Below are 23,652 nucleotides of genomic sequence, written 5' to 3'. Positions count from 1 at the left end.
AGGCGGCAAGACCCAACAGCAGGCTGAAGATTAAATATACTCCCAGTATTGCCGCAAATTCCAAGTTGATTCTCATTTTCCCGCCCCTGTTTTCTTCTTTCTACACTAATAACGTAACTGCAAGACATAAGGTTTAGGCCCTCGGCCGCTGGCCGGTTGGATTTACGCACCACTTAATCTATACTTTATCTAAATCATGGTATAGTATGCCTGAATGGCGGGTGCAATCACTTTCGCCCCGAGGAGGTAGCCATGTACTGTCATACTCATCCCGACCGCGATGCAATAGCCGCCTGCGTCGCCTGCAACCACGCCGTTTGCCTAGAATGCAAGGTTATTCATGACGGCAAGACATATTGCAATTCATGCATCCAGAAAATCGTCTCAGCGTCGGGCGCCCCGGCCTCACAGGCGCCGACGTCTCTTTTAGTGGGTAACACTTCAGGCATGGGAAGCCAGGCCGTCGTACCCAGGGAACTCGGCGAGTGGAACTGGGGCGGTTTTCTGCTCACCTGGATCTGGGGTATCGGCAACAATGTGTGGTGGTCATTTCTTGTGTTCGTCCCATACCTCGGCTTCATGGTCATGCCGTGGGTACTGGCCTTCAAAGGCAATCAGTGGGCCTGGCAGAGCAAACGCTGGGATAGTATTGAACACTTTAAGCGTGTTCAACATACCTGGACCATGTGGGGGCTGGGCATTACTATAGCAGTCACAGTGCTGATAACCCTGCTGCTTCTCCTCGGCCTGGGGCTGTTTGTCTGGGGCGTGCAGCAGTACGGCGTTTAACGTTTTCGGACGATTAGACATGCATTAGTCGGAGGATATTGAGATGAAGTGCGCTATACATACCGACCGAGAAGCAATTGGCGGTTGCTGCAGTTGCGGCAGCTATGTCTGCCCTGAGTGCAAGGTCGATATAGACGGGCAAATCTACTGCAACCAGTGCATGGAGCTCAGGTTAAAGGGAGGAGTCTGGCCGGGCACTGCCGCATCCGGAAGTTACAATACATCCGGGCTGGGCGTCCTCTCCAAAGCGCCTGCCGAGATAAGCGGCTGGAACTGGGGCGCTTTCTTTCTCACCTGGATCTGGGGTATCGGCAATAATGTCTGGATCGCGCTTATCGCGCTGTGCGGTATCTTACCATACATCGGCTGGATCGTCAGCCTGGTGATGGCCATTATTTTAGGAGTGCGGGGTAATGAGTGGGCCTGGCAGAGCAAGCGCTGGGACAGCATCGAACATTTCCAGAAGACGCAGCGCACCTGGATGTGGTGGGGCCTCGGTGTATTCTTGCTGCAGATAGCTCTTGTAGTAGCAGTGACGATACTGATCTTCTCCCTGATAATGATCGCTGCCACAGCAGGCCTCGATGGAGATCTGGACTGGCGGAGTGTCTTCCCCTCAATGTAGTGATAAAATAACAGCTTCTGTGCACGACTTATGAACGATTTACTGGTTTACTTGCTGTTCTTTGCCGGTGGGCTTGCCGTCGGAGTAGTAGTTACCGTAATCATTACACGTGTTTACAAGCCCTACTACAAGCAGGATATGCTGACTATCAGCGGTGAGATTCAGAAAAATCTGGCGGCGATTAACGAAAGTACCACGCAGATCGCCATGGATCGACTTGTGCAAATGTCGGGGCAGTTGGTGACGGCGCAGTCTAAACTCAGTGAGCAGACTCTTGAAGGCAAAAAGGCGCTTATAGAGCAGTCTGTTAAAGAAGTTCGAGACAACCTTAAAAATGTAGAAAAATTGATCGGTGATCTTGAAAAAGATCGAGCCAAAGCATATGGAGAACTTCTCACACAACTCAAAAACACGTCGGAACAGACCGGTAAGCTGTCGGAGACCACCGGCAAACTCCAGGCCGCACTGGGCAATACCAGAATCAGGGGCCAGTGGGGTGAACGCATGGCCGACGATATCCTGGCAGGTATCGGTTTCGTGGAGGGTATCAACTACACCAAGCAACAAATGGACCCGACCGGGGGCTCCAGGCCCGATTACACCTTTCTCCTGCCCAATCGCCTTCTGCTGAATATGGACGTCAAGTTCCCGTGGGAAAATTATAAAAAATACATCGATACGGATTCAGAGGCCGACCGGGAGGGCTTCAAGGCAGCCTTCCTCAAAGACGCGCGCCAGCGCATCAAGGAAGTCACTACCCGCGATTACATCAATCCCGAGCAGAATACCGTCGATTACGTGCTGGTACTGATACCCAATGAGCAGGTTTACCGCTTCATTAACGAGAATGATCCGGACCTGCTCGACTACGCGCTCCACTCCAAGGTAGTGCTATGTTCCCCTGTCACGCTGTACGCTGTGCTGGCCCTGATAAACCAGGCCGTCAAGAACTTCAAGATGGAGAAGGGTCTGGCCGAGATCATCAAGCATATCAATCGGTTCACCGAGCAGTGGCAGAAATTCCTGGAAAGCATGGATAAAATGGGCAAGAGGCTGCAGGATGCTCAAAAGGAGTTTGATAGCCTCACTACCACACGTAAAAACATGCTGGAACGGCCTTTACGCAAGATAGACCAGATCAGACATGACAGCGACATTAAGGAACTTGATGTCATCGAAGTCGTGCCTGATCCGCCGCTGTTGGACCAGGCCGAGGAAACGCTCCCCTAAAGCCCCTGCCCCATCTCTTTCAGCGCCTGGTCAGCTTTGTGGATGATGGCCAAATCTGAGGTCATGCCCTTGGCCCTGCGGAAATCCTCTGCGGCCTTAAGTACCTGACCTGTCTGCATGTATGCGCTGCCCCGGCTGCAATAGACCCTGGGATCCCGAGAGTCGAGCATGATCGACCGGCTGATGTCCTCGATGGCCTGGTAATATTGACCTTTCATCATGTAGGCGCAGCCGCGATTGTGAAACGCGCCGGGGTCTGTATCGTCAATATTGATAGAGCGCGAGAAGTCTTCGATGGCGCGGTCGAATTCTTTCCTGTAGTAATATACGCTGCCCCTGTTATAGAAAGCCGCCGCCAGGTTGGGATCGAGGTCTATGGCGCGGTTGAGGTCTGCCAGCGCAAGATCAAGATCGCCCTTCTTATAGAAAGCCCCTCCCCGCAACAGGTAGACGATTGCCGTGGTCGGATCGAATTGAATTGCCTTGGTCAACTCGTCTATCGCCAGGGAGTAATGGCCGTCCTTAAGCAGTTCGAAACTTTTCTCCTGATGTGCTTCCGCCTTCGCCTTATGCTCGACTGATACCTGGGGAGGAGGGGTCGACTTCGGGGTGGGTGGCGCAGGAATAGGATATGACAAGGGATCGTCCTGTTGTTCCGCCAGCGTCGGTTGCCTGGCTGATTCTTTCAGGGTAGCGGAGCCCGGCTGGCCGATATTTACCGGCTGCTCTACATTGCCTGCCGGTGCGGCAGGGGCTGGCGGCTTTGGAACCGGCGTCTCCGTAATACCCCATTCTATCTCCGTGCCGCAGTTTCCGCAGTAAGTGGTTCCAGGCTCAACGGCAGAGCCGCATTGAACACATGAATATACGAAGATCAGATCACAGAATCCACAGAAACGCTGCCCAAGGAAGGCTACGTTACCACACCGCGGACAGAGGAAACTCTGCTGCATGTTCACTTATAACCGCTGTTTACCCGATTATACCCCACAGGAGCAGAAAAAGTACATGCCGGCTTAATGGTGCAGTTGATTATACAGGTGCAGGGACGTATAATTTCCCTCGGTCTCTGGATTTGGATTGAAGCTATGAATACCCCCGCAGATTCGCTCATTGAGTTGGCTAAACAGACCGGGGCCATCAAGTTCGGCGAGTTCATCCTCGCGTCCGGCGCCAAAAGCAACCGCTATTTCGAAGGCAAACTGCTTACCCTTCACCCGGAGGGAGCATGCCGCGTTGGCGAAGCCATCTTCAATATACTGGAGGGCAGCGGAGCGCAGGCGGTCGGCGGCCTCATACTGGGCGCTATCCCCATTGCCACGGCTGTTTCCATCATCAGCCATCAAAGAGGTAAACCGCTGTTAGCGTTCATGGTACGTGAGTCCCCCAAGGAACACGGTACTAAAAAACTGATTGAGGGACCACTGGAACCGGGCATGCGGGTGGCTATTGTGGATGATGTGGTTACGCGAGGGGGATCGGTTTATAAGGCCATAGAAGCCGTTGAAAACATGGGCTGTATTGTGGTGAAGGTCGTAGCCATAGTCGACCGTCACGAAGGCGGAGGAGATAAGCTTATGGCTGATGGGTATGACTTCGTGCCCTTGATCCACTTCAATCCAGACGGCACTGTGCAGGCAAATAAGCTGCAGTAAGCAGATCGTATATAATTGTTACCGGAGGTGGAATTTAGAGATGTTGCCGATTAAGAATATTCTTTGCCCGACGGATTTCAGCGATCCTTCTTACGAAGCGCTAAAGGTAGCCGACGAACTTGCAGCGCATTTCGGCGCCACGCTTCACGTCATCAATGTGGTGCCCCTGGTGCCCATCGTAGAGGCGCCTATTGGCGTTGAATCGGCCAGTTTTAATGTGGCCTCTTACCAGCAGGAACTCGAAGGACAGGCTCAGAAGTCACTTAAGAGCCTGACGGAGCAAAAGATCAGCCGGGACGTCACTGCGGTGACGGAGGTGCTTATCGGTAATGCCGCCGGTGAGGTCATGCGCTATGCCGGAGAGAATGCAGTCGACTTGATCGTGATAGCTACCCATGGACTCTCGGGGTGGCGCAGGTTTATCTCGGGGTCCACCACGGAGCAGATCGTCCGCCAGGCCTCGTGCCCTGTTCTTACCATACGCAGACCGGGCGCCAAATAGGCAAGAACGGTTACGGCGGGTTTTTAACAATACCAGCCGCCGGTCATTTCTTGCCCAGTTGGTGGTGAACCTGCACATACCTGATTATGTCGGCGCGGTTCAGTATACCCACCAGCCGCTCCTCTATCACTACGGGCAACTGGTTCAACCCGTTCTCTGCCATGAGGCGCACTGCGGTTTTCATGTTGTCGCCCGGTGTTACCGTCTTAAGCGGCTGGGGCGTCATGACTTTGGAGATCGGTGTGGCCCGCCATGCGTCGGGCGCCAGCTTCTGGATATCGGCAAGAGTAACTATACCGAGCAATTTACCACCTTCAACCACGGCGGCTGACCTGATGCCTTTCTTAACGTAAACATCGTTGACCAGCGCTTCGACGTTTGAGCCGCCTTCGACCGTCTCCGGGCGGTCGTTCATCACGCTGGCCACCTTCACATTCAGCCAGATCGCACGCAGCTCCATCTCCCGCCTGGAAGCCTCGGCCGCGCTGTTGATAAACCAGCCGATAAAGATCAGCCATACGCCGCCCATTATATTATCGGTGAGCGCCCAGAACGCTCCCCAGGCGATCATGGCCCATCCGAATACCTGGCCTACGGTCGCAGCAATGTTAGTGGCCTTCCTCAGGTCATTGGTTGCACCCCATAGAATTGCGCGCAGGACGCGGCCGCCATCCAGGGGAAAGCCCGGCAGGATGTTGAAAGCAGCCAGCAGTACATTGATCTCTATCATGTAGACTACTGTGGCTTTGACAGGCCCCTCAACCGCCAGGCCGGATAAATCCAGTGCCCAGAACAGGCCGGCCAGAGCTACGCTGGTGAGGGGCCCGACAATGGCGATGGCGAACTCGATCCCCGGCTTCTCGGGCTCAGCTTCCAGGTTGCTCAGGCCGCCCAGTAAAAAGAGCGTTATGCTCTTAACCGGTACTCCGCGCGATATGGCCATCAGGGAATGCGCCAGCTCATGCACAAGGACGGAGACAAAGAGTAGCAGGGCCGCTACCGCCGCCGTTACCCAGTATATTATGCCTTCCCAGCCCGGGTACTCCGCCGGAAAATAACCCACTGCCAGTGACCAGCAGATCAGGATAAAGATAATAATCCATGTGTAATGTATGCCGATATCTATTCCGGCGATACGGGCTATGCGCAGCGATCCTTTCATCATGAACCCGGCAATCTATGTGGCAATCTGCTTGATGAAGCTCTCGATGACACGGTTAACTTCCGCCGGCTTCTCCAGGAAGGCCAGGTGCGTGCCGCCCTCGACAATACTCACCCGGCAATCCGTCATCTTGCCGGCTAGATACTGGGAATACTTCGGCGGCGTCATATTGTCCTGGTCGCCCACGATGCAGAGCGCCGGCAGTTTGATCTGTCCCACCTTGTCCATAATGTCGAACTTATCGCAACAGTGAAAATCGTTGAGCTGGGCTGCAGGCCCCACTTCTACCAGTCTGGGCATGAGGGCCCGGCGTATCTTCTCATCCACCGTTCCGTGAAGCGGTTCGACCAACTCTTTTATCCAGCCCTGCGTATCATCTAATTTGGCTCCTACGAGCTCCAGAATCAACGGCAAAACCCTCAGGCGTGCGCCGGAACCGATCAGGATGACCCCTTTCAGATCCCCCGGGTACTTGAGCGCGTGCATAAGCGCAATGCCCCCTCCCAGCGAATGCCCGGCCAGCACTATATCTGTATACTCTTTTTCCTGGAAATAGCCGTGCAGCCAATCAGTATAGGCTTCAACACTGGTGCAAATCTCTCCTCGGGGATGGCCGGGAAGGTCGGGCGTATCCGCATCTGTGAAGTGTTGCTTCTGCAACATCCATACATCACCGCAGGCGCCTGATCCATGTACAAAGACCAGCTTCATATCGTACCTCCTAAATACTGCAGGACTTCTGCGGATCCACAGTCCCCTCAATGACCGTCAGGAGTTTATGAGGCGAACGGGAGTTCCTGCTGGCCGGCGATCATAGGTTTTGGAGGCGTTGTGACCATGGCGCGTGTTTCCTTGGCAGCCTGTTCCTCGGGATTCTCTTTCTCAACCAGGGCGATGGAGACAACGCGGTCGCCTTCATCCAGCCTGGATAGCATCACGCCCTGCGTGATGCGGCCCTTGACGGGCACACCCTCGCGCCTCTTCTTCTTTCCACCTTCTACCGATACCACGGTCTCTTTCGCGACATCCACGTTGATCCTGAGCTGCACACCGTTGGCTGTCGTTATGAACAGCTCGTAGCCGGGTGGCACAAACTTGGCTGCAATGACCTTGCCGGTCTTGGTATTAACCCTGTGGGCCAGCACGCCCTTCCCACCTCTGCCGTGCAGGGGGAATTTCTCCACTTTGGTTTTCTTGCCGTATCCATTCTCGGTGACCGTAATCAGGTCTGCGGCCGGTTGTACAGTGCCCATGCTGACCACTATATCTCCCTTATTTAGCTTGATACCCCGCACGCCGCCGCTTGTACGTGAAGCATTGCGCAGGGGTGCCACGGCGAATTTAACGGCCTGCCCGTTGCGGCTGACCAGCATCAGCTTATCGGTGTCGGCTACAACGTCCACCCCGATCAGCTCCTCATCGTTTTTCAGCTTCATGGCTATAAGTCCGCTGCGGCGCACGTCGATAAAACTGCTCAGCCCTGTCTTCTTAACAATGCCCTTGGAGGTGGCCAGGAGCATGAATAGGCTCGGATCGGTCTTCTCCGGCACGAACATGGCTGTGACCTTCTCCTTGGCCTCGATGGGTATCAAATTAATGATATTGATGCCCTTTGTAGTGCGCGCGATATCCTGAGGTATCTCGTAGCATTTCATCTTGAAAACTCTGCCGCGGTTGGTGAAGAACAGCAGGTTGTCATGCGTATCGGCAGACATTGAGCTCATCACATCGTCGCTGTCGCGCGTTACCATGCCCTTGACGCCCCGCCCGCCGCGTAGCTGCTTGCGAAAAACATCTGCCGGGATGCGCTTAATATAACCCTGCTCGCTCAGCGTCACGATCACATCCATATGAGGGATCAGATCCTCCACCTGGAATTGTCCCGCCTCATCCTGTGTTATAACCGTGCGGCGCTTGTCACCGAACTTTGTCTTGAGGTCCAGAATATCCTGCTGGATGAGCTTGAGGATCTTATCGGGATTGGCCAGCAGGTCCTCCAGGTAATGTATCGTCTTAAGAACGTCCTTATATTCATCCAGGATCTTTTTGCGTTCAAGATTGGCCAGGCGGCGCAGCTGCATTTCGAGAATTGCCTGCGCCTGAAGCTGGCTGAGCGAAAACTCCGTCATAAGGTTCGCGCGTGCCGTATCAGCCGTCTCTGACTCGCGAATTGTCTTGATTACGGCATCCAGATGATCGAGGGCGATCTTAAAGCCCTCCAATATATGCGCTCTTTCTTTAGCCTTCTGCAGGTCGTACTTGGTCCTGCGTGTGATAACCTCGGTGCGGAAAGCCACGTAGCACTGCAGCGCGTCCTTGAGATTGATGACGCGCGGTTGCCCCTCCACCAGTGCGATCATATTGATGAAGAAAGCCGTCTGCATGGATGTGAACTTGAATAGATTGTTCTGCACCTTGGCCGGGTGCGCATCCTTGCGCAGACCTATGACAAGACGCATGCCCTGGCGGTCCGACTCGTCGCGGACATCGCTGATACCTTCGATCTTCTTGTCGCGGGCCAATTCGGCTATCTTCTTGACCAGCTCGGCTTTATTGGTCTGATAAGGCAGTTCGGTGACAATCAACTGCATCTTACCTGCCTTGGTCGATTCTTCCACAACCCTGGCCCTCAATACCACCTTGCCCTGCCCGACCGCATAGGCATTTTTTATCCCCTCCACGCCACAAATGATGCCGGCCGTGGGGAAATCAGGCCCTTTCACGAACTTCATCAGGTCGTCGACCGAAGCATCCGGATTCTCTATCAAATAATGTATCGCATCGCAGATCTCCGTGAGATTATGCGGCGGTATATTGGTAGCCATGCCCACCGCTATGCCGGAGGATCCGTTGACCAGCAAGTTCGGCAATCGTGCCGGCAACACCGAAGGCTCTTTGAGGCTGTCATCGAAATTCGGTATAAAGTCGATTGTATCCTTGTCGATATCCAGCAGCAGTTCGTCGGCAATCCGTGCCAGACGTGCCTCAGTGTAACGCATGGCCGCAGGCGGGTCGTCGTCGACGCTGCCGAAGTTGCCCTGGCCGTCTACCAGGCGGTAACGCATGGAGAAGTCCTGCGCCATGCGGACCATTGCATCGTAAACCGAGGAATCCCCGTGTGGATGATATTTGCCCAGCACTTCACCGACGATGCGTGCACTCTTCTTATAGGGCGCGTTGTAGCGCATATTGAGATCGTGCATGGCGAAGAGTATGCGCCGGTGTACGGGCTTCAGGCCGTCGCGCACGTCGGGCAAAGCGCGGGAGACTATAACGCTCATGGCGTAATCGAGGTATGAGCGTTTCATCTCGTCTTCAATACCGATCGGCTTTATAGAGAATCCTAATTCCATTTTTACTCCTCGTCACCGAAGCTGTTGTCGAGCCGTTGCAGGTCTTCCGTAGCCGTGTAGCCTTCATAAATCGAGAATCCCTCAGGGACGGTCTCGGTATCTTCCGATTCACTGTAATCGGGCTCTTCCAGCCCTTCTTCCTCTCCAGCGCTGTGCCTCAGCAGGTTATCTTTTACATGCGCGGGGTAGGCCTCCGTCACCCGTATTGGAAAAGATAGTCGGCCGGCCTGGCTGGGATGCTGGAAGGTCTCACGTATTATGACCTTGACTTTGTTGTGATCGTGATCAAGGCTGACAATGGCCGCTATGTATTTGTTCCCTCCGTTAAGCAGCTTGGCCAGGCGCAGCCCGTGTTCCGGCTCAATCACTCCAAGGTATTCGCCCCGGTCGTTCTTAACCACAGTATCCTGGTTTCTGACGTCAAGAAAGACCTTTTCCCCCGGTGTCAGCTTGAGCAGGACGGATTGAGGAGCGGGCTCGAGCAGGCTGACAATGCCGTATTTACCAACGTCAGCGATGAAATCACTCGGCTTGGCTTTCTCCCTTTTTACACTTGCGACTTTAGTGCCTTTAAGCAGCGCCAGCCGATCGAGGTTTTTTCTGGCTATTATATTGCTGGGAGATAGTTCGATGGACTTGCCATAGGCATCCTTGGCTTTCTTATAATCGCCCATCTCCATATAGGCACGGCCCAGGCGATTGTAAGCGTCTACGTCGGCGGGAAAAACCTCGATAATACCCTGGTTTGCGGCAATAGCCTCCTGCCAGCGACTCTCCGTAGCCATCTTTATGGCTTCCTGGATACGCCCCCGCCATATTCTGGCTTTCTCTTCTTCACGTTCGGGCATTCTGGATAACCTCTGCATAAAACATGTATACTGTTGCGCCCTTCGCAATCATTTTATTTAATACCAAATCCTGATCAAAGGCAAATCTGTTACTCATTATCATGGCCTGCTCCCGTGCCGGTGTGATTTTAGTCGTTTCACAAATCCAATCCTGCGCCTATCCTTTACAATAGAGAAGGGGATTTGACACGGCTTTTCAAGCGGTGCTAAATTACCACGTAAACTAAATTAAGTCAATAAGAAGGTGCACTGATGAAAGAACAGGTACAGGAAGTATTAAATATTATCCGCCCCAGCCTCCAGGCAGACGGCGGCGACGTTGAACTGGTGGATGTAAAGGACGGGGTAGTCAGTGTGAAGCTAAAGGGCGCCTGCTCCGGCTGCCCGATGTCTACCATGACGCTGAAAAAAGGTATTGAGCGCTTCCTTAAAGAGAAGATTCCCACAGTTAAAGAGGTTGTGGGCGTATAGAAGTCCGGCCTAACCTTTATCCAGCTCGAAGGCTTTGTGCAGGGCTCTAACGGCGTCTTTCACCTTGTCCTCCGCTATAATACAGGTAATCCGTATCTCGGAAGTGGTTATCATCTGTATATTTATGCCCTGCGCAAATAGGGTCTGGAACATCTTGGCTGCGTAGCCCGGGGTATTCTGCATACCCGTGCCGATTATCGAGACCTTGCCCAGTTTGGTGTCGCTGAGGCATTCTTTGGCGCCTATTTCCTTGGCTACCGGAGCAATTATCTTCATGGCCCTGGGGATATCCTTTTTAATAATGGTGAAGGTCAGATCCGTGATATTATTGGCGCTGGCATTTTGAACTATGGTTTCCACGCTTATACCGGCCTTTGCCAGCGGTGTAAAAATTGCAGCCGCTACACCGGGCCGGTCCGGTACACCGGTAATAGTGATCTTGGCCACATCCATATCGTGGGCAATGCCCCTTACCTTATTTTTCTGCTCCATTCTTTTTCCTCCGTGAATAATCGTGCCTGGTTTCTCCACCATGCTGGATGCCACCAGAATGGGTATGTTGAATACCTGGCCGAGCTCCACCGACCGATGATGCATTACCCTGGCGCCCGAAGTAGCCATTTCCAGCATCTCCTCGTAGCCTATCTCTTCCAGCTTGCGAGCCTCCGGCACCAGCCGGGGATCTGCCGTATAAACTCCTTCAACATCGGTATATATCTCGCATACCCCGGCCTTCAGGCTGGCTGCCAGAGCTACCGCCGTCGTGTCTGAGCCGCCCCTGCCCAGTGTGGCGATGTCATTGTCGGGAGTCATGCCCTGGAAACCGGCAACGATGACGATATTGCCTTTATCCAGCTCTTTTATAATCCTCTCCGGCTCTATGCCGGTTATCCTGGCCCGGCTGAAGGCCGAGTCCGTGGAAATTCCAGCCTGCTGGCCGCTGAGGGCTACCGCGCTGTAACCCATGGCGTGCAGCGCCATGGCCAGAAGGGTGCTGGAAACTATCTCTCCCGTGGATAGCAGCAGGTCCATCTCGCGCGGCTCAGGATTCGGATTGATCTTATTGGCCAGCTCGATCAAATCATCAGTAGTATCGCCCATGGCCGATACCACCACTACGACTTTATTGCCCTTTTTGAACGAGGCCGCGATCCTGCGTGCCACGTTTCGGATCTTATCGGCATCGGCCACCGAGCTGCCACCGTATTTCTGCACTACTATCGCCATATCTGTTTTTGCCTGCCTTCTTTATTTATCCTTCAAGAAAATATCCATGAGTTTAAATCCCGGCTCAACGGAGACACCGGTGCAGCCAGCCTCCGCTTCTGTGAAGCGGGCTGCCCCGTTGGGTTTTATTCCCCCGCCCCAGATGAGGAAGGGAACCGGCTCGGCGCAATGCGTTTTAAGCTCGATCGGCGTGGGATGGTCCGGCATCACCAGCACCTTGATCTGCCCGCCCTTCCAGTCCAGCAGCCTGCCGATGACCTCCCTGTCGATCAACTCGATAGCCTTTATCTTGTCGGCTGTCGAGCCCCTGTGTCCCATCTCGTCCGGCGCCTCAATATGCATAACAGCCAGGTCGCCGGTTTTTAGCGATCGCAGCGCCCCTTCAGCCTGGGCTGCGAAATCATTATCGAGGTTATCGGTGACGCCATCGATATGCAGCACCTCTATGCCGGCCATCATAGCAAGCCCGCGCAGCAGATCGACACCCGACGTGAGCGATGCCCGGAGGCCACGTAACTCCCGGAAAGAAGGCATCTCCGGCACGCGGCCGCTGGGCCAGAAAAGCCATATCGAGGTCACCGGCAGCTTGCCCCGCCTCTTTCGCTCTTCATTGACCGGGTGGCCGGCCAGCACGCTCTCAGATTTTTTCATCAGTTCACATAAAATCTCACTTCCGCGCCCGCGCGGAAGGTAATCCTGCACCTGGCGATCGGTTATGTCATGCGGGGGTGTGCAGAGAGCCATCAGTGTATCCTCCCGGCCGCTTATCCTGCAGATGTGCCTGTAGCTGATGCCGGGAAAGAATTTAAGCTCGTCCGAGCCCAGTTTCTCATTCAGTGTATCAATGATAACCGTGGCTTCCCCGGTGCTGATATGCCCTGCGCTGTGGCTAACCATTTTACCCTCGATTATCGTCACCAGATTGCAGCGAAATGTTACATCTCCCGGGCTAATGGGGACACCCACACTGCGGGCTTCGATGGCGCTCCTCCCTCTGTAATAGACCGTGGGGTCATAACCCAGCACAGACATGCACGCCGGCGCGCTACCCGGCTCCATACCCGGCGGTATGGTCAATGCCATGCCGCTGTACCCCTGCCTGGCCATAAGGTCGAGATTGGGGGTGTACGCTGCCTCGAGGCATGTTTTATTACCCATCTCGGCAAGAGGCCAGCCGGAGGCGCCGTCCACTATGACTATGCAAAATTTCATAGCCAGTAAGTTTACAATTGTTGCCCTAAAAGTTAAAGCCGACTATAATATTTAACCCGTGCGGGGAGTAGCGCAGTTGGTTAGCGCGCAGCGTTCGGGACGCTGAGGTCGGAGGTTCGAGTCCTCTCTCCCCGACCAGCCACGATCCTTATCCCACTTCTCTCTTCGCCTCATCCCAGAGGGAATCCATCTCGCTAAGCTTCATGCCTCGCAGGTCCAGACCCCGTTCACGGCAGACCTGCTCGATATATTGAAATCGCCTTGTGAAACGGGCATTAGCCAGGCGCAGTGCTGATTCGAGGTCCACATCCATATGGCGGGCCACACTGGCGAGCACCAGCAGCACGTCACCGAATTCATGGTTCCTCTCTTCCTGCGTTGCGGCGTTCTTCAGCTCCGCCACCTCCTCGACCAGCTTATCTATGATGTCGTCGGCATTCTCCCAATCGAAACCCACGGCAGCCACCCTGCGTCCCGCAGTCTGGCTGTATGCCAGGGCCGGCAAACTGCCGGGTATGCCGCCCAGAAGTGATTGATTTCCATTCTTCTCACTTTCTTTAAGCTCCTGCCAGCTGAGAGAAGCTTCTTCGGCGCCAGCGATCTCCTTGCCTCCGAAGACATGCGGGTGCCTTTTGATCATTTTGCTGTTAATACTGCGCAGTACGTCCTCGAGAGAAAACTCCCCCGCTTCGCGGGCGATCTGAGAATGAAGCATTATCTGCAGCCAGAGATCGCCCAGTTCCTCGCTGAGGGCCGCCGTGTCGTTATTATCGATCGCCTCCAGAGCCTCATAACTTTCCTCGATAAGGTATTTCTTGAGAGAGTCATGCGTTTGCCGTCGGTCCCAGGGACAACCGCCCTCCCCCCGTAAACGCTCTACAATTGTTCTGAAGGTCTCGAATTTATCGAGCTCTGCTTCGTTGAATCCCGATGTCTCGCTGGCCATGCTCCGGCTTAATCCCGCCTGCCGCCGAATACCAGAAGGATGAAGTAGAGCAACTGTGCCACGGCCTGCAGCATGGCAGCCACATAGGTCAGGGCCGCAGCGGATAGAACCGCGCTTGCCCCCTCGTATTCCTGCCCCACCAGCAGGCCGGTTTCCCTGATCATTTGCCGGGCCCTGTTGCTGGCGTTGAATTCAACCGGCAGCGTAATAAGAGTAAACAGTACTGCAGCTGTAAAAAGCAGTATGCCGGCTATGGCCACCATCTCGCCGAATACCTGCGATAGACCCATAAGCAGAAGGCCGCCGAATACCAGAATCCATCCAAGTGTGCTGCCGATATTGGCGGCGGGTACCAGGGCGGACCTTAAGCCCATCATGGCATACTTCGTTTTATGCTGCATGGCGTGGCCGACCTCGTGAAGCGCAATGCCGACTGCGGCAACGGAAGGTGTTCCTGCAACTTCCGGAGAAAGCCTCAGCACTCTTTTGGAGGGATCGTAATGATCGGTCAATTTACCCTTGACGGTCTCGACCGGTATGTCCGCCATTCCGTTGGCTCTCAGCAACTGCATCGCAGCCTGGGCGCCGGTCACTCCCCGCTGGTTGTAAACCTTAGAATATTTAGCGTAGGTGGATTTCACCTTGATCTGCGCATATATCATGAATATCAGGGCGGGCGCCATTAATATAAGGTAAAGCAACATCTATGCTATTTCTCCATCGATTTGATTAATACTTAATAAGTTTATTTCGCGATGGCGGTTAAGTCAAAGAATGCTGCCGATGAAATTTTTGTGCCCGGCCATGAAATCTGACGCCGTCATTTCACGTTTGCCCTCCGGTTGAATCCTGATAAGACCGAGCAATCCGTCACCGGTCCTGACAGCCACCCGTGTCACTTCTCCCCGGGGCAATTCAACAACCTGCCCCACTGTGCCTTTTTCCACCGTCTGCAGCGGGATGGTTTCCATAATCTTAATTCTGGCGTTCATCCATTCAACATAGCTTCCCGGCCAGGGATTGCAGGCCCTCACCTTGCGCCATAATTGTACCGCCGTCCAGCTCCAGTCCAGTGTTCCGTCCTCTTTCCTTTCCATGCGCGTATGGCTGGCCTGGGTTTCGTCCTGTGCAACAGGTTGTATGGTCCCTGCGGCCCAGCCCGGCAGTATGTCCATCAGCAATTCAGCGCCTGTTTCCGCTAACCGTCCCGTCAATGACCCGGTGGTATCATCATCCTTTATATCTACTGCCGCCTGTGCAATGACAGGCCCGCTGTCGACTTTCCTCTCTATTAGCATAATTGAAACGCCGGTCTGTGTATCGCCTTGGAGTATGGCGGTTGCTACAGGAGAAGGCCCCCTGTACTTGGGCAGCAGCGACGGATGGACGTTAATGCATTTGTAAGGTGGGATTTTTAGAACCTCCTCCGGTAATATCTGACCGTAGGCCGCTACGATGATTATGTCAGGCTTCAAGCCGGCTAGCATTTCCACCTCTGTGGGATCTTTGAATGATTCGGGCTGGATCACGCGCAGTCCGGCTTCTGCGGCAAATTGTTTTACAGGACAGGCGGCAATCCGTTGACCGCGCCCCGTCTTTTTGTCCGGCTGCGTATATACTGCTTTAACCTCATATTCATTCAATATCAACGCCCGCAATGCAGGCAGCGAAAAAGCAGGTGATCCCATAAATACAACTTTCATAATCTACTAAAAAATTATAAGTTTTTTTCCGTTATGTCAAAATAACCATTGACACTGTCGAAGAAGCCTGTGGTAATCTATCTACGGTTTGGGGAGAGGACCGCGGCATGTTCAGCAGACACTAACAAAGCTCTAGCGGTTTTTACACTATCTAAACGAAAAGTCTGCATTTGTCGTTCCACTGGGGGAACTTTTTTCTCTTTTTACGGGATATACGAACAAAAATATAGTACGGTTAAGAGGCGAATGCAAGCTGATAAAATATGGCAGGCGGCCCTGGGCGAACTGCAGATCCAGGTAAGCAAAGCTAATTATAATACGTGGCTTAAGGATTCCAGGGGAATTGACTACGATAACGGCGTCTTCACGGTCGCTGTTCCCTCGACCTTCATCGCGGAATGGCTTAAAGGCCGGCTGTATTCCGTGGTCTGCAGGATACTGTCAACTATCACGGGCAGAATTACCGAAGTTGTTTTCCAGGTACAGGCGATAAACCGTGATCCTGCTCCCGGCAGGAATAGATTATTGACCGATGGAGGGACCAGCGTGAAGGAACGTCCCGCTGCGTCCAGGACAACCGGCTTGAATTCCAAATTCACCTTTGATACATATGTTGCGGGCGACTGTAATCTTTTACCCTATACGGCCTCGCTGGAGATAGCCGAGAATCCCGGAGGAGTGTTTAATCCTCTATTTATATATGGCAGCACCGGCACCGGCAAAACTCATCTTCTCCACGCGATCGGGCAGGCGGCCCGGTCCAGAGGGGTGAATGCCCTGTACATGAGCGCCGAGCAATTCACCAATGAGTTTATCATAGCTATACGCAACAAAAAGGCCGAGGAATTCCGGATTAAATTCAGCAGAGCGGATATCCTCCTGCTCGATGATATACAGTTCCTCAGCGGGAAAAATCAAACCCAGGAATGTATTTTCCATATTATTAACGACTTATTAGCGGATAATCGCCAGATCGTAATATCCTGCGATCGGCCTCCCAGAGAGATCGAGTCGTTTAATGTGCGCCTGCGCTCCCGCCTCGAGGGTGGGCTGGTGGCCGATATCTATCCTCCCGACCATAAAACGCGGCTGGCCATACTTGATCTGAAATCGTCACTCATGCAAATTAAGTTCGATGACAATATCCTCAATTTCCTTGCAACCAATTTCCACGGCAGCGTAAGGGTTCTGGAGGGCGCGCTCATTCGCCTTTCTACCTATTCCCGCATGAATAACACGACCCTTGATGTCAATGCCGTCAAGGCATTTCTTAATGATTTGATAGCGGCTACCAGACAAAGCAGCGGGAATTATACTGCCGCAGCCGTTATAAACGCCGTGGCGGATTATTTCGCCATCCCGCCCGATGACATAACTGGTAAGAAAAGGGATCTTAAGACTTCACGGGCCCGTCATATCGTAATGTACCTTTTGCGCCAGCAGAACCACACCAACCTCGCCGAGATCGGAAGGATTCTGGGCAATCGCGACCACTCAACTGTCATCCATGGTTATGACAGGATTGCCTTGAATATAAGCTCCGATTCTCAGTTAAGCAAGTCCATCGAAGATATCCGGTTAATGTTGAAATCCCGCGGTTCTTCTTAGTCCTGTTCACTGGTTGTGGAGAAATTCCCCCTTTTTGTTGATAACTTCCGTCCACTTTTTAACATCGATTCCCTCTACTAACCTGATCTTGTTATTAGCTGGTATTGTCTTCCACATAGTCAACCTCCTTATAATGATTACTATGAAACTTACATATAACCTACAGATAGAATAAAATACAATAAAAGATATGTTTGTTGATAATGTAGAAATACAGGTTAAGGCCGGCCATGGAGGAAGCGGCCTGGCCAGTTTCAGGAGGGAAAAATTCTTGCCTTTCGGCGGTCCGGATGGGGGCGATGGGGGCAAGGGGGGAGATATATATCTATATGCCGACAGTGGTGTTGAGAGCCTGTCATCTTTTAAACATAAACGTCTTTTTAAGGCGGACAACGGCGGGGACGGGGGCAAGAACCGTATGCACGGAATAAATGCCGGGGACCTGTCGATCAGGGTGCCGATGGGAACTACCGTATTTATCAAGGAAAAGGGCCGTGAGATGGTTGTAACCGATCTGATCAAGGATGGTCAAAAGGTGCTGCTGGCCCGAGGAGGAAAAGGAGGGAAGGGTAATGTGCACTATGCAACTTCCACCCGGAAAGCTCCCAAGGTTTTCCAGCGGGGTGAGGAAGGACAGCACCATGACATAATACTCAGAGTGAGCCTGGTCGTCGACGTATGTATAATCGGATTCTCCAACAGCGGAAAGTCGACGCTGCTTTCCGCACTTTCATCAGCCCGTCCGGAGATCGCCGATTACCAGTTTACTACACGGGCGCCCGTGCTGGGCGTGGTTGACGACGGCGTAAATAAACTGACCTGGGTAGAGATGCCCGCACTCACCAGGGATTCCGGCCTCGGAAAAGGGTTAGGGAATACTTTTCTCTATCAGGCCGGACGTGCCTCTGTCATTGTTTATCTGCTGGATGCAGGTTCTACCGATCTAAAAGGGGACTTTAAGACGTTGAGGAACGAGGTTCTGGCATTTGACGGTAATCTGGCTCAGAAGGCGGCAATCATTGCAGTCAACAAAATAGACAGCATAGATATCGAAGCTAAGGAAGATTATGTTAAGAAAAGTCTGGCCGGCATCGAGGCGCCCTGTATAATGATATCAGCGCTGGGTAAGATCGGCCTGGATACATTGGTTTCACAGGCGCACAGCATGGTATTGGAAATAAAGCACAGGTCGTCCGGCGAACAGGCGGCGGAAGTGATCTTCAGGCCGAAACCCGTAGATATACGCTAAAATAATGAAATTAGGAATAATGGGCGGCACATTCGATCCGCCCCACATGGCGCATCTTATCATTGCCGAGACGGCAAGGGTTGGGCTGCAACTTGATAAGGTAATCTTTGTACCGGCCGGCGATCCCTGGATGAAATCCGCGCATACAGTCACCTGTGCCGGGAAAAGAGTCGAGATGGTAGGCCTAGCCATAGATTCAAATCCATCCTTCAGCCTCTCATCGATCGAGGTGAATCGCCCGGGCCCCACTTATACGGTCGACACTGTCGAGCAACTGGCGGGAGAAATAGGGCAAAACTCAGAGCTGTCCCTGCTGCTGGGTTGGGACAGCGTAGCTGAGCTGCCTTCCTGGAAGGCGCCCTACCGCCTATTAAAGATGGTCAGGATCGTGGCTTTCCCGCGTCCCGGAGCTGCAAAGCCCGATCTCGCAGAGCTGGAAAAGGCCATGCCGGGAAGCAGCGAAAGGATCATCTATATGGATGAACCCTGTTTGAGTATAAGCTCCACCTGCATCAGGCAGAGAGTGAAAGAGGGGAAGTCGGTGCGCTATCTCGTGCCCGATGCTGTGGCGCTATATATCGTTGAGCACAAACTGTATACGGCCTGATATAGAAGAGCCTATATATCGAGATTCTTGACGCTGCGGGCATGGGCCTGTATGAAGGATTTTCGGGGCGGGACCTCGCTGCCCATCAATATATGGAATATCTCGTCGGCTTTCATGGCGTCGTCGACGCGCACTTTGAGTAAAGTTCGTGTGGCGGGATTCATGGTTGTCTCCCACAGCTGCTCGGGACTCATCTCGCCTAAACCTTTGTAGCGCTGCACGTCCACCTTGCTGCTCTTCATGGTGGCCATCTTGGCGTCTTTTTCGGCGTCCGAGTAGACCCAGTGCTGCTGCTTGCCGGATGCCAGCCGGTACAGCGGCGGCTGCGCGATGAAAAGGTGTCCTTTGTCGATTATGTCAAACATGTTGCGGTAGAAGAAGGTCAAAAGCAGGGTGCGGATGTGAGCCCCATCCACGTCGGCATCCGTCATGATGATGACCTGATGGTAGCGTAGCTTGTTGTAATCGTATCCGTCGCTGATTCCGGTGCCCAGTGCGGTGATCAACGCCCTTATCTCCTCATGATCGAAGATCTTGTCCTTGGCGGCTTTTTCCACGTTAAGTATTTTGCCGCGCAGGGGCAGGATGGCCTGGAAATTGCGGTCGCGACCCTGTTTGGCCGAGCCGCCGGCTGAATCGCCCTCAACCAGGTATAATTCGCAGTCTTTCGGATTGTTGCTGGCACAGTCTGCCAGCTTGCCGGGAAGAGTGCCGAACTCGAGGCCGGTCTTCTTGAGGATGAGGTCGCGCGCCTTGCGGGCAGCCTCACGGGCCTTGGCGGCCAGCAGGCACTTGTCTATTATCGATTTACCCTCGTCGGGGTGCTTCTCCAGATACTCGTTAAGCTGGTCGCTGGCCACCGATTCAACCTGTCCCTTGACCTCCGGGTTACCCAGCTTGGCCTTGGTCTGTCCTTCAAACTGGGGCGATGCGACTTTCACGCTGACAACAGCCGTCAGGCCGTCGCGGATGTCCTCGCCCGATAGATTGGGGTCGTTATCTTTAAGGAACTTGTTCTTTCTGGCGTAATCGTTGAGCACGCGGGTCAGGGCTGCGCGGAACCCTGTCATGTGTGTGCCGCCTTCCTTGGTATTAACACAGTTCGCGAAAGCGGTCACGTTCTCCGAATAGCCGTCGTTATACTGAATGGCGATCTCTACGGCGGTGCTGTTGACCCGCCCGGAGATGTAGATGGACTTATCCAGCACCTGGCGGTTCTTGTTTATGCGCCTGACCAGGCTGGCGATGCCGCCCTCGAAGAAATAGGTGGTTTCGCGATCCGTGCGCTCGTCCCTGAGGTTGATCTCGGTGCCCTTGTTGAGGAAAGCGAGCTCACGAAGGCGTTCAGCCAGCTGATTGAAATCATAGCTGATCTCACCGAATATCTCGGTGTCTGCCATGAACGAGATGGTGGTGCCTGTCTGGTCGGTCTTGCCCACGGACTTGACGTCCGCCTGGCGGATGCCCACCTTGTACTCCTGCCGCCAGACCTTGCCGTTTCTGCTCACCTCGGCCCTCAGCCAGGAAGAAAGTGCGCTGACCACCGATGCGCCGACACCGTGCAGGCCGGATGAGACGCTGTAGGCACCGTCGCCGAATTTGCCTCCGGCATGCAGGGTTGTCATTACCACCTCAAGGGCTGATATGCCCTTTTCCGGATGGACGTCGACAGGTATTCCCCTGCCGTTGTCTGAGACTGTTACTGAGTTATCCGCATTGATCGTGACCTGTATCCTGTCGCAGTAGCCGGCCATCGCCTCGTCAATGCTGTTATAAACTATCTCGTAGACCAGGTGGTGAAGGCCGTCCTTGCCGGTGTCGCCGATGTACATGCCGGGACGCATGCGCACCGCTTCCAGTCCGTCCAGGACACGGATGTTTTCTGCATTGTAGTCGCCGTTGTTGGAACCGTTGATCTGTTCAGAGGTCATGGTTTATCTCTCAAATTGAATGTCGCCCGTCCAAAATCTCCCGGCAAGCGAGGTATTAAGATAAGCATCACAATATATTGTGTTTGCTCAATCGAAGCACACAAGGACTTGCAATTTCAGACAATAGTATAGCATATCCCGCGTGGAAATGCATCAGCCTCGGGCTGGTTATTTAGTCTCATATATTCCCTGTCGGGCCAACTCATCCGCCCGCTCGTTCAGTTTGTTCCCGGAATGTCCGGCGACCTTGATAAACTTTACCTTATATAAGGATGTCAGCGAGAGGAGCTTCTCCCATAGGTCGCGGTTTTCCACCGGTTTCCTGGCGGCGTTATGCCAGCCGTTCCGCTGCCAGGTCGCGTACCATTTTCTCTGCATGCAATTGACCAGATACGCGCTGTCCGTGTAGACCTCAACGGCATATTTCCCCGATTTGATCTGTTCCAGCGCCCTGATGCAGGCGGTCAGCTCCATGCGCTGGTTGGTGGTATTCTTCTCGCCGCCATGGATCTCTTTTAAGCGGCTGCCCTGAAGCAGTACGGCGCCCCACCCACCGGTATTGACGTGATACTGGTTCCCCGAGCAGGCGCCGTCGCAATAGACAATAATTTTATCGCTGCCCGGCATGTACCAATTATACGTTATTTTGAACCTGCGCGAGCGGACGGTATTTCCTTGCCGACCCAATATAATCGATGTTAGAATTCACGTAATTTCATTTTCGTCGTATATACCATGATCTTAATTGGCGAGAACATTCATATCATATCCAGGGCAGTCAGCGACGCCGTCAAGAACAGGGATAGCGCGCCCATACAGGATCTGGCAAAGGCGCAGGCCCTGGCCGGGGCTGACTATCTCGATCTGAATTTGGGCCCGGCGCGCAAAGAGCCGGAAGAGGTGGCTTCGTGGCTGGTGGATACCGTTCAGGCAGTCGCCGACCTGCCGATATCTCTGGATACCATGAACCCTTTGGCCATGGAGGCCGGATTGAAGCTATGCCGAAAGCGGGCCCTTTTGAACTCGGCGTCGGGTAAGGCGGAGAGCAGAGAAAAAATGATGCCGCTGGCCGTCAAATACGGCACGCAGGTGATTATCTCAGTTATCACGGATAAGGGATGCCCGCCCGATGTCGATTCCAGGGTCGAAAGCATCATGGAGACCGTGGCTTATGCCAATAGCCTGGGCATCGATAACGAGGACATCTGGGTGGATCCCATCGTATTGCCGGTAAGCGCCGATCAGAAACAGGTGCGCGAGGCGCTGGAATTCATCAGGATACTGCCGGATCTGCTGCCGGGCGTGAAATCGGTGGTCGGCCTTTCAAACGTATCCAACGGCACGCCGACGCCTTTGCGCGGCATCCTGAATCGCACTTATATGGTTATGCTGGAAAGGAACGGACTCTACTCTGCCATAGCAGACGTTCTGGATCAGGAGCTAATCGACCTTAATCGAGGCAGCTTGAATGATATACGGGTGCTTATTCACAGGGTGATGGATGGAGAGACGGTCGACGCTGACGCGCTGCCCGAGAATGAGAAGAATTATGTAAAAACTGCCAGGGTGCTGATGGGGGATACGCTTTATTCGCATGCCTGGCTGGAAGGTTAGACGAGGTAAACCTTATGGAATATAAAGCGCCCCTGGAAAAATATACGGGCAGAATCAGGGAGATCACCATAGGCAGGGGTGGAAAGAGCCTGAAGATCGGTGGCAGCAATATATTGCCCCTGCACCATTTCGAGGGCAATGCCGCCAACAGGCCCGCGGTGGCGCTCGAAGTTGATGATAACGGAGCCGCCGGCTGGGCCGGGAGCGCTGTAGAACCTTTCAAAGACGTGGTTCACGACCCGGTTAAGTGGGGGTCGCGCTGTCTGAAACTGGGCGCGGATCTGGTCTGCCTGCACCTGGAGGGAACCGATCCGAACGGAGCAAATAAAACTGCGGTGGAAGCCGCCGCGTTGGTCAAACTGATGGCTCAGGAATTGGACTCCCCATTAATAGTCTATGGTTGCGGGGATGATAAAAAGGATGTTGAGGTGCTGACGGCGATTGCAGAGGCCTGCAAAGACGAGAATCTATTGCTGGGCCCGGCCGTCAAGGAGAATTACGAGGCTATATTGAAGGCGGTTGCCGACAATGGGCATTGCGTTATAGCCCAGACTCCCATAGATATAAACCTGGAGAAAGAGCTTAACGTGAAATTGCTCAAGCAGCTCCCTCCCGAACGAATAGTCATCGATCCGCTGAGCTCTGCGCTCGGTTACGGAATGGAGTATAGCTTCACCATAATGGAGCGGACCAGGCAGGTAGGCGTTATATACGGTGATGCGGCCATGCAGATGCCTGTTATCGCTGACCTGGGCCGAGAATGCTGGAAGACCAACCAGGCCCGGTCAGAAGGCGAGCAGGGCATGCTCTGGGAAAGCATTACGGCTATGAGCCTGCTATTAGCAGGCTCAGATATACTGGTGCTCCGACACCCGGATAACTGCAGGTTGCTGAAGGAAGCGATCGACGGCAAAATATAG

At 53.6% G+C, this 23,652-nt stretch carries 23 protein-coding genes and 1 tRNA gene; 12 read left to right on the top strand and 12 right to left on the bottom strand.

All coding sequences use genetic code 11. From position 1 onward, the window contains the following. Positions 1-252 precede the first annotated feature (252 nt). The 3 genes from WC359_07975 to WC359_07965 are packed head-to-tail and all read left to right on the top strand — an operon-like array spanning position 253 to position 2,644. A complete protein-coding gene (locus tag WC359_07975; protein MFA5400359.1) occupies positions 253-789 on the top strand; it encodes a hypothetical protein in 537 nt (178 codons plus the stop codon). Positions 790-832: 43 nt separating this feature from the next. After that, complete coding sequence (locus WC359_07970) at positions 833-1,414, top strand: hypothetical protein (GenBank protein MFA5400358.1); 582 nt, start codon at positions 833-835, stop codon at positions 1,412-1,414. Positions 1,415-1,444: 30 nt separating this feature from the next. Continuing rightward, positions 1,445-2,644: a DNA recombination protein RmuC gene (locus WC359_07965; GenBank protein MFA5400357.1), complete on the top strand. Its 1,200-nt coding sequence runs from the start codon at positions 1,445-1,447 to the stop codon at positions 2,642-2,644. On the opposite strand, the gene WC359_07960 is transcribed toward WC359_07965, so the two are convergent. Continuing rightward, positions 2,641-3,597: a tetratricopeptide repeat protein gene (locus WC359_07960; protein MFA5400356.1), complete on the bottom strand. Its 957-nt coding sequence runs from the start codon at positions 3,595-3,597 to the stop codon at positions 2,641-2,643. The two genes, WC359_07965 and WC359_07960, sit on opposite strands and share 4 nt — an antisense overlap. Before the next feature lie 135 nt (positions 3,598-3,732). Here WC359_07960 and pyrE point away from each other — a divergent pair, with 135 nt between their 5' ends. Further along, positions 3,733-4,299, top strand: a complete 567-nt coding sequence (gene pyrE / locus WC359_07955) for an orotate phosphoribosyltransferase (protein MFA5400355.1) — start codon at positions 3,733-3,735, stop codon at positions 4,297-4,299. 40 nt (positions 4,300-4,339) lie between these two features. Beyond that, positions 4,340-4,801 carry a universal stress protein gene (locus WC359_07950; GenBank protein ID MFA5400354.1) on the top strand — a complete coding sequence of 154 codons (462 nt, stop codon included), beginning with the start codon at positions 4,340-4,342 and terminating at the stop codon, positions 4,799-4,801. A gap of 43 nt (positions 4,802-4,844) precedes the next feature. On the opposite strand, the gene WC359_07945 is transcribed toward WC359_07950, so the two are convergent. The 4 genes from WC359_07945 to WC359_07930 form a co-directional block, all read right to left on the bottom strand. Continuing rightward, positions 4,845-5,966 carry a site-2 protease family protein gene (locus WC359_07945; protein ID MFA5400353.1) on the bottom strand — a complete coding sequence of 374 codons (1,122 nt, stop codon included), beginning with the start codon at positions 5,964-5,966 and terminating at the stop codon, positions 4,845-4,847. Positions 5,967-5,978: 12 nt separating this feature from the next. Next, complete coding sequence (locus WC359_07940; protein MFA5400352.1) at positions 5,979-6,674, bottom strand: alpha/beta hydrolase; 696 nt, start codon at positions 6,672-6,674, stop codon at positions 5,979-5,981. 65 nt (positions 6,675-6,739) lie between these two features. Then, positions 6,740-9,316 carry a DNA gyrase subunit A gene (gyrA, locus tag WC359_07935; GenBank protein MFA5400351.1) on the bottom strand — a complete coding sequence of 859 codons (2,577 nt, stop codon included), beginning with the start codon at positions 9,314-9,316 and terminating at the stop codon, positions 6,740-6,742. Between the two features lie 2 nt (positions 9,317-9,318). After that, on the bottom strand, positions 9,319-10,164 hold the full coding sequence (locus WC359_07930; GenBank protein ID MFA5400350.1) for a tetratricopeptide repeat protein: 846 nt from the start codon (positions 10,162-10,164) through the stop codon (positions 9,319-9,321). A 252-nt stretch (positions 10,165-10,416) separates the two neighbouring features. Here WC359_07930 and WC359_07925 point away from each other — a divergent pair, with 252 nt between their 5' ends. Beyond that, a complete protein-coding gene (locus WC359_07925) occupies positions 10,417-10,635 on the top strand; it encodes a NifU family protein (GenBank protein MFA5400349.1) in 219 nt (72 codons plus the stop codon). A 9-nt stretch (positions 10,636-10,644) separates the two neighbouring features. Here the strand turns inward: WC359_07925 and WC359_07920 are convergent, their stop codons facing one another. Then, positions 10,645-11,862 (bottom strand): aspartate kinase, encoded by a 1,218-nt coding sequence (locus tag WC359_07920; GenBank protein MFA5400348.1) that lies wholly within the window; start codon positions 11,860-11,862, stop codon positions 10,645-10,647. 21 nt (positions 11,863-11,883) lie between these two features. Continuing rightward, positions 11,884-13,074, bottom strand: coding sequence for a cofactor-independent phosphoglycerate mutase (locus tag WC359_07915; protein ID MFA5400347.1), 1,191 nt, complete (start codon positions 13,072-13,074; stop codon positions 11,884-11,886). Between the two features lie 61 nt (positions 13,075-13,135). On the opposite strand from WC359_07915, the gene WC359_07910 reads away from it, so the two are divergent. After that, positions 13,136-13,212 (top strand) — tRNA-Pro (locus tag WC359_07910). Between the two features lie 10 nt (positions 13,213-13,222). Here WC359_07910 and mazG read toward each other — a convergent pair. The 3 genes from mazG to fmt form a co-directional block, all read right to left on the bottom strand. Continuing rightward, positions 13,223-14,020, bottom strand: a complete 798-nt coding sequence (mazG, locus tag WC359_07905; protein ID MFA5400346.1) for a nucleoside triphosphate pyrophosphohydrolase — start codon at positions 14,018-14,020, stop codon at positions 13,223-13,225. A gap of 8 nt (positions 14,021-14,028) precedes the next feature. Then, entirely contained in the window at positions 14,029-14,724 is a 696-nt protein-coding gene (locus tag WC359_07900; protein MFA5400345.1) for a zinc metallopeptidase, read from the bottom strand. A gap of 63 nt (positions 14,725-14,787) precedes the next feature. After that, the gene (fmt, locus tag WC359_07895; GenBank protein MFA5400344.1) at positions 14,788-15,723 is read right to left on the bottom strand and encodes a methionyl-tRNA formyltransferase; all 936 of its coding nucleotides are present in this window, start codon (positions 15,721-15,723) and stop codon (positions 14,788-14,790) included. A 246-nt stretch (positions 15,724-15,969) separates the two neighbouring features. Between fmt and dnaA the strand changes: the two genes are divergently transcribed. The 3 genes from dnaA to nadD all read left to right on the top strand — a co-directional run bounded on the left by dnaA (position 15,970) and on the right by nadD (position 19,187). Continuing rightward, complete coding sequence (gene dnaA, locus WC359_07890) at positions 15,970-17,331, top strand: chromosomal replication initiator protein DnaA (GenBank protein ID MFA5400343.1); 1,362 nt, start codon at positions 15,970-15,972, stop codon at positions 17,329-17,331. A 190-nt stretch (positions 17,332-17,521) separates the two neighbouring features. Next, a complete protein-coding gene (obgE, locus tag WC359_07885) occupies positions 17,522-18,580 on the top strand; it encodes a GTPase ObgE (protein MFA5400342.1) in 1,059 nt (352 codons plus the stop codon). Positions 18,581-18,584: 4 nt separating this feature from the next. Continuing rightward, positions 18,585-19,187: a nicotinate-nucleotide adenylyltransferase gene (nadD, locus tag WC359_07880; GenBank protein MFA5400341.1), complete on the top strand. Its 603-nt coding sequence runs from the start codon at positions 18,585-18,587 to the stop codon at positions 19,185-19,187. Between the two features lie 11 nt (positions 19,188-19,198). On the opposite strand, the gene gyrB is transcribed toward nadD, so the two are convergent. Both gyrB and rnhA read right to left on the bottom strand, forming a co-directional pair. Beyond that, the gene (gene gyrB / locus WC359_07875) at positions 19,199-21,118 is read right to left on the bottom strand and encodes a DNA topoisomerase (ATP-hydrolyzing) subunit B (protein MFA5400340.1); all 1,920 of its coding nucleotides are present in this window, start codon (positions 21,116-21,118) and stop codon (positions 19,199-19,201) included. A gap of 168 nt (positions 21,119-21,286) precedes the next feature. Then, on the bottom strand, positions 21,287-21,745 hold the full coding sequence (gene rnhA / locus WC359_07870; protein MFA5400339.1) for a ribonuclease HI: 459 nt from the start codon (positions 21,743-21,745) through the stop codon (positions 21,287-21,289). Between the two features lie 108 nt (positions 21,746-21,853). On the opposite strand from rnhA, the gene WC359_07865 reads away from it, so the two are divergent. Then, positions 21,854-22,732 (top strand): dihydropteroate synthase, encoded by an 879-nt coding sequence (locus WC359_07865; protein ID MFA5400338.1) that lies wholly within the window; start codon positions 21,854-21,856, stop codon positions 22,730-22,732. Between the two features lie 14 nt (positions 22,733-22,746). After that, a complete protein-coding gene (locus tag WC359_07860) occupies positions 22,747-23,652 on the top strand; it encodes an acetyl-CoA decarbonylase/synthase complex subunit delta (GenBank protein ID MFA5400337.1) in 906 nt (301 codons plus the stop codon).

The sequence above is a fragment of the Dehalococcoidia bacterium genome (assembly GCA_041653995.1).
GTDB lineage: Bacteria > Chloroflexota > Dehalococcoidia > GIF9 > UBA5629 > CAIMUM01.
This window is presented reverse-complemented; position numbering and strand designations above follow the sequence as displayed.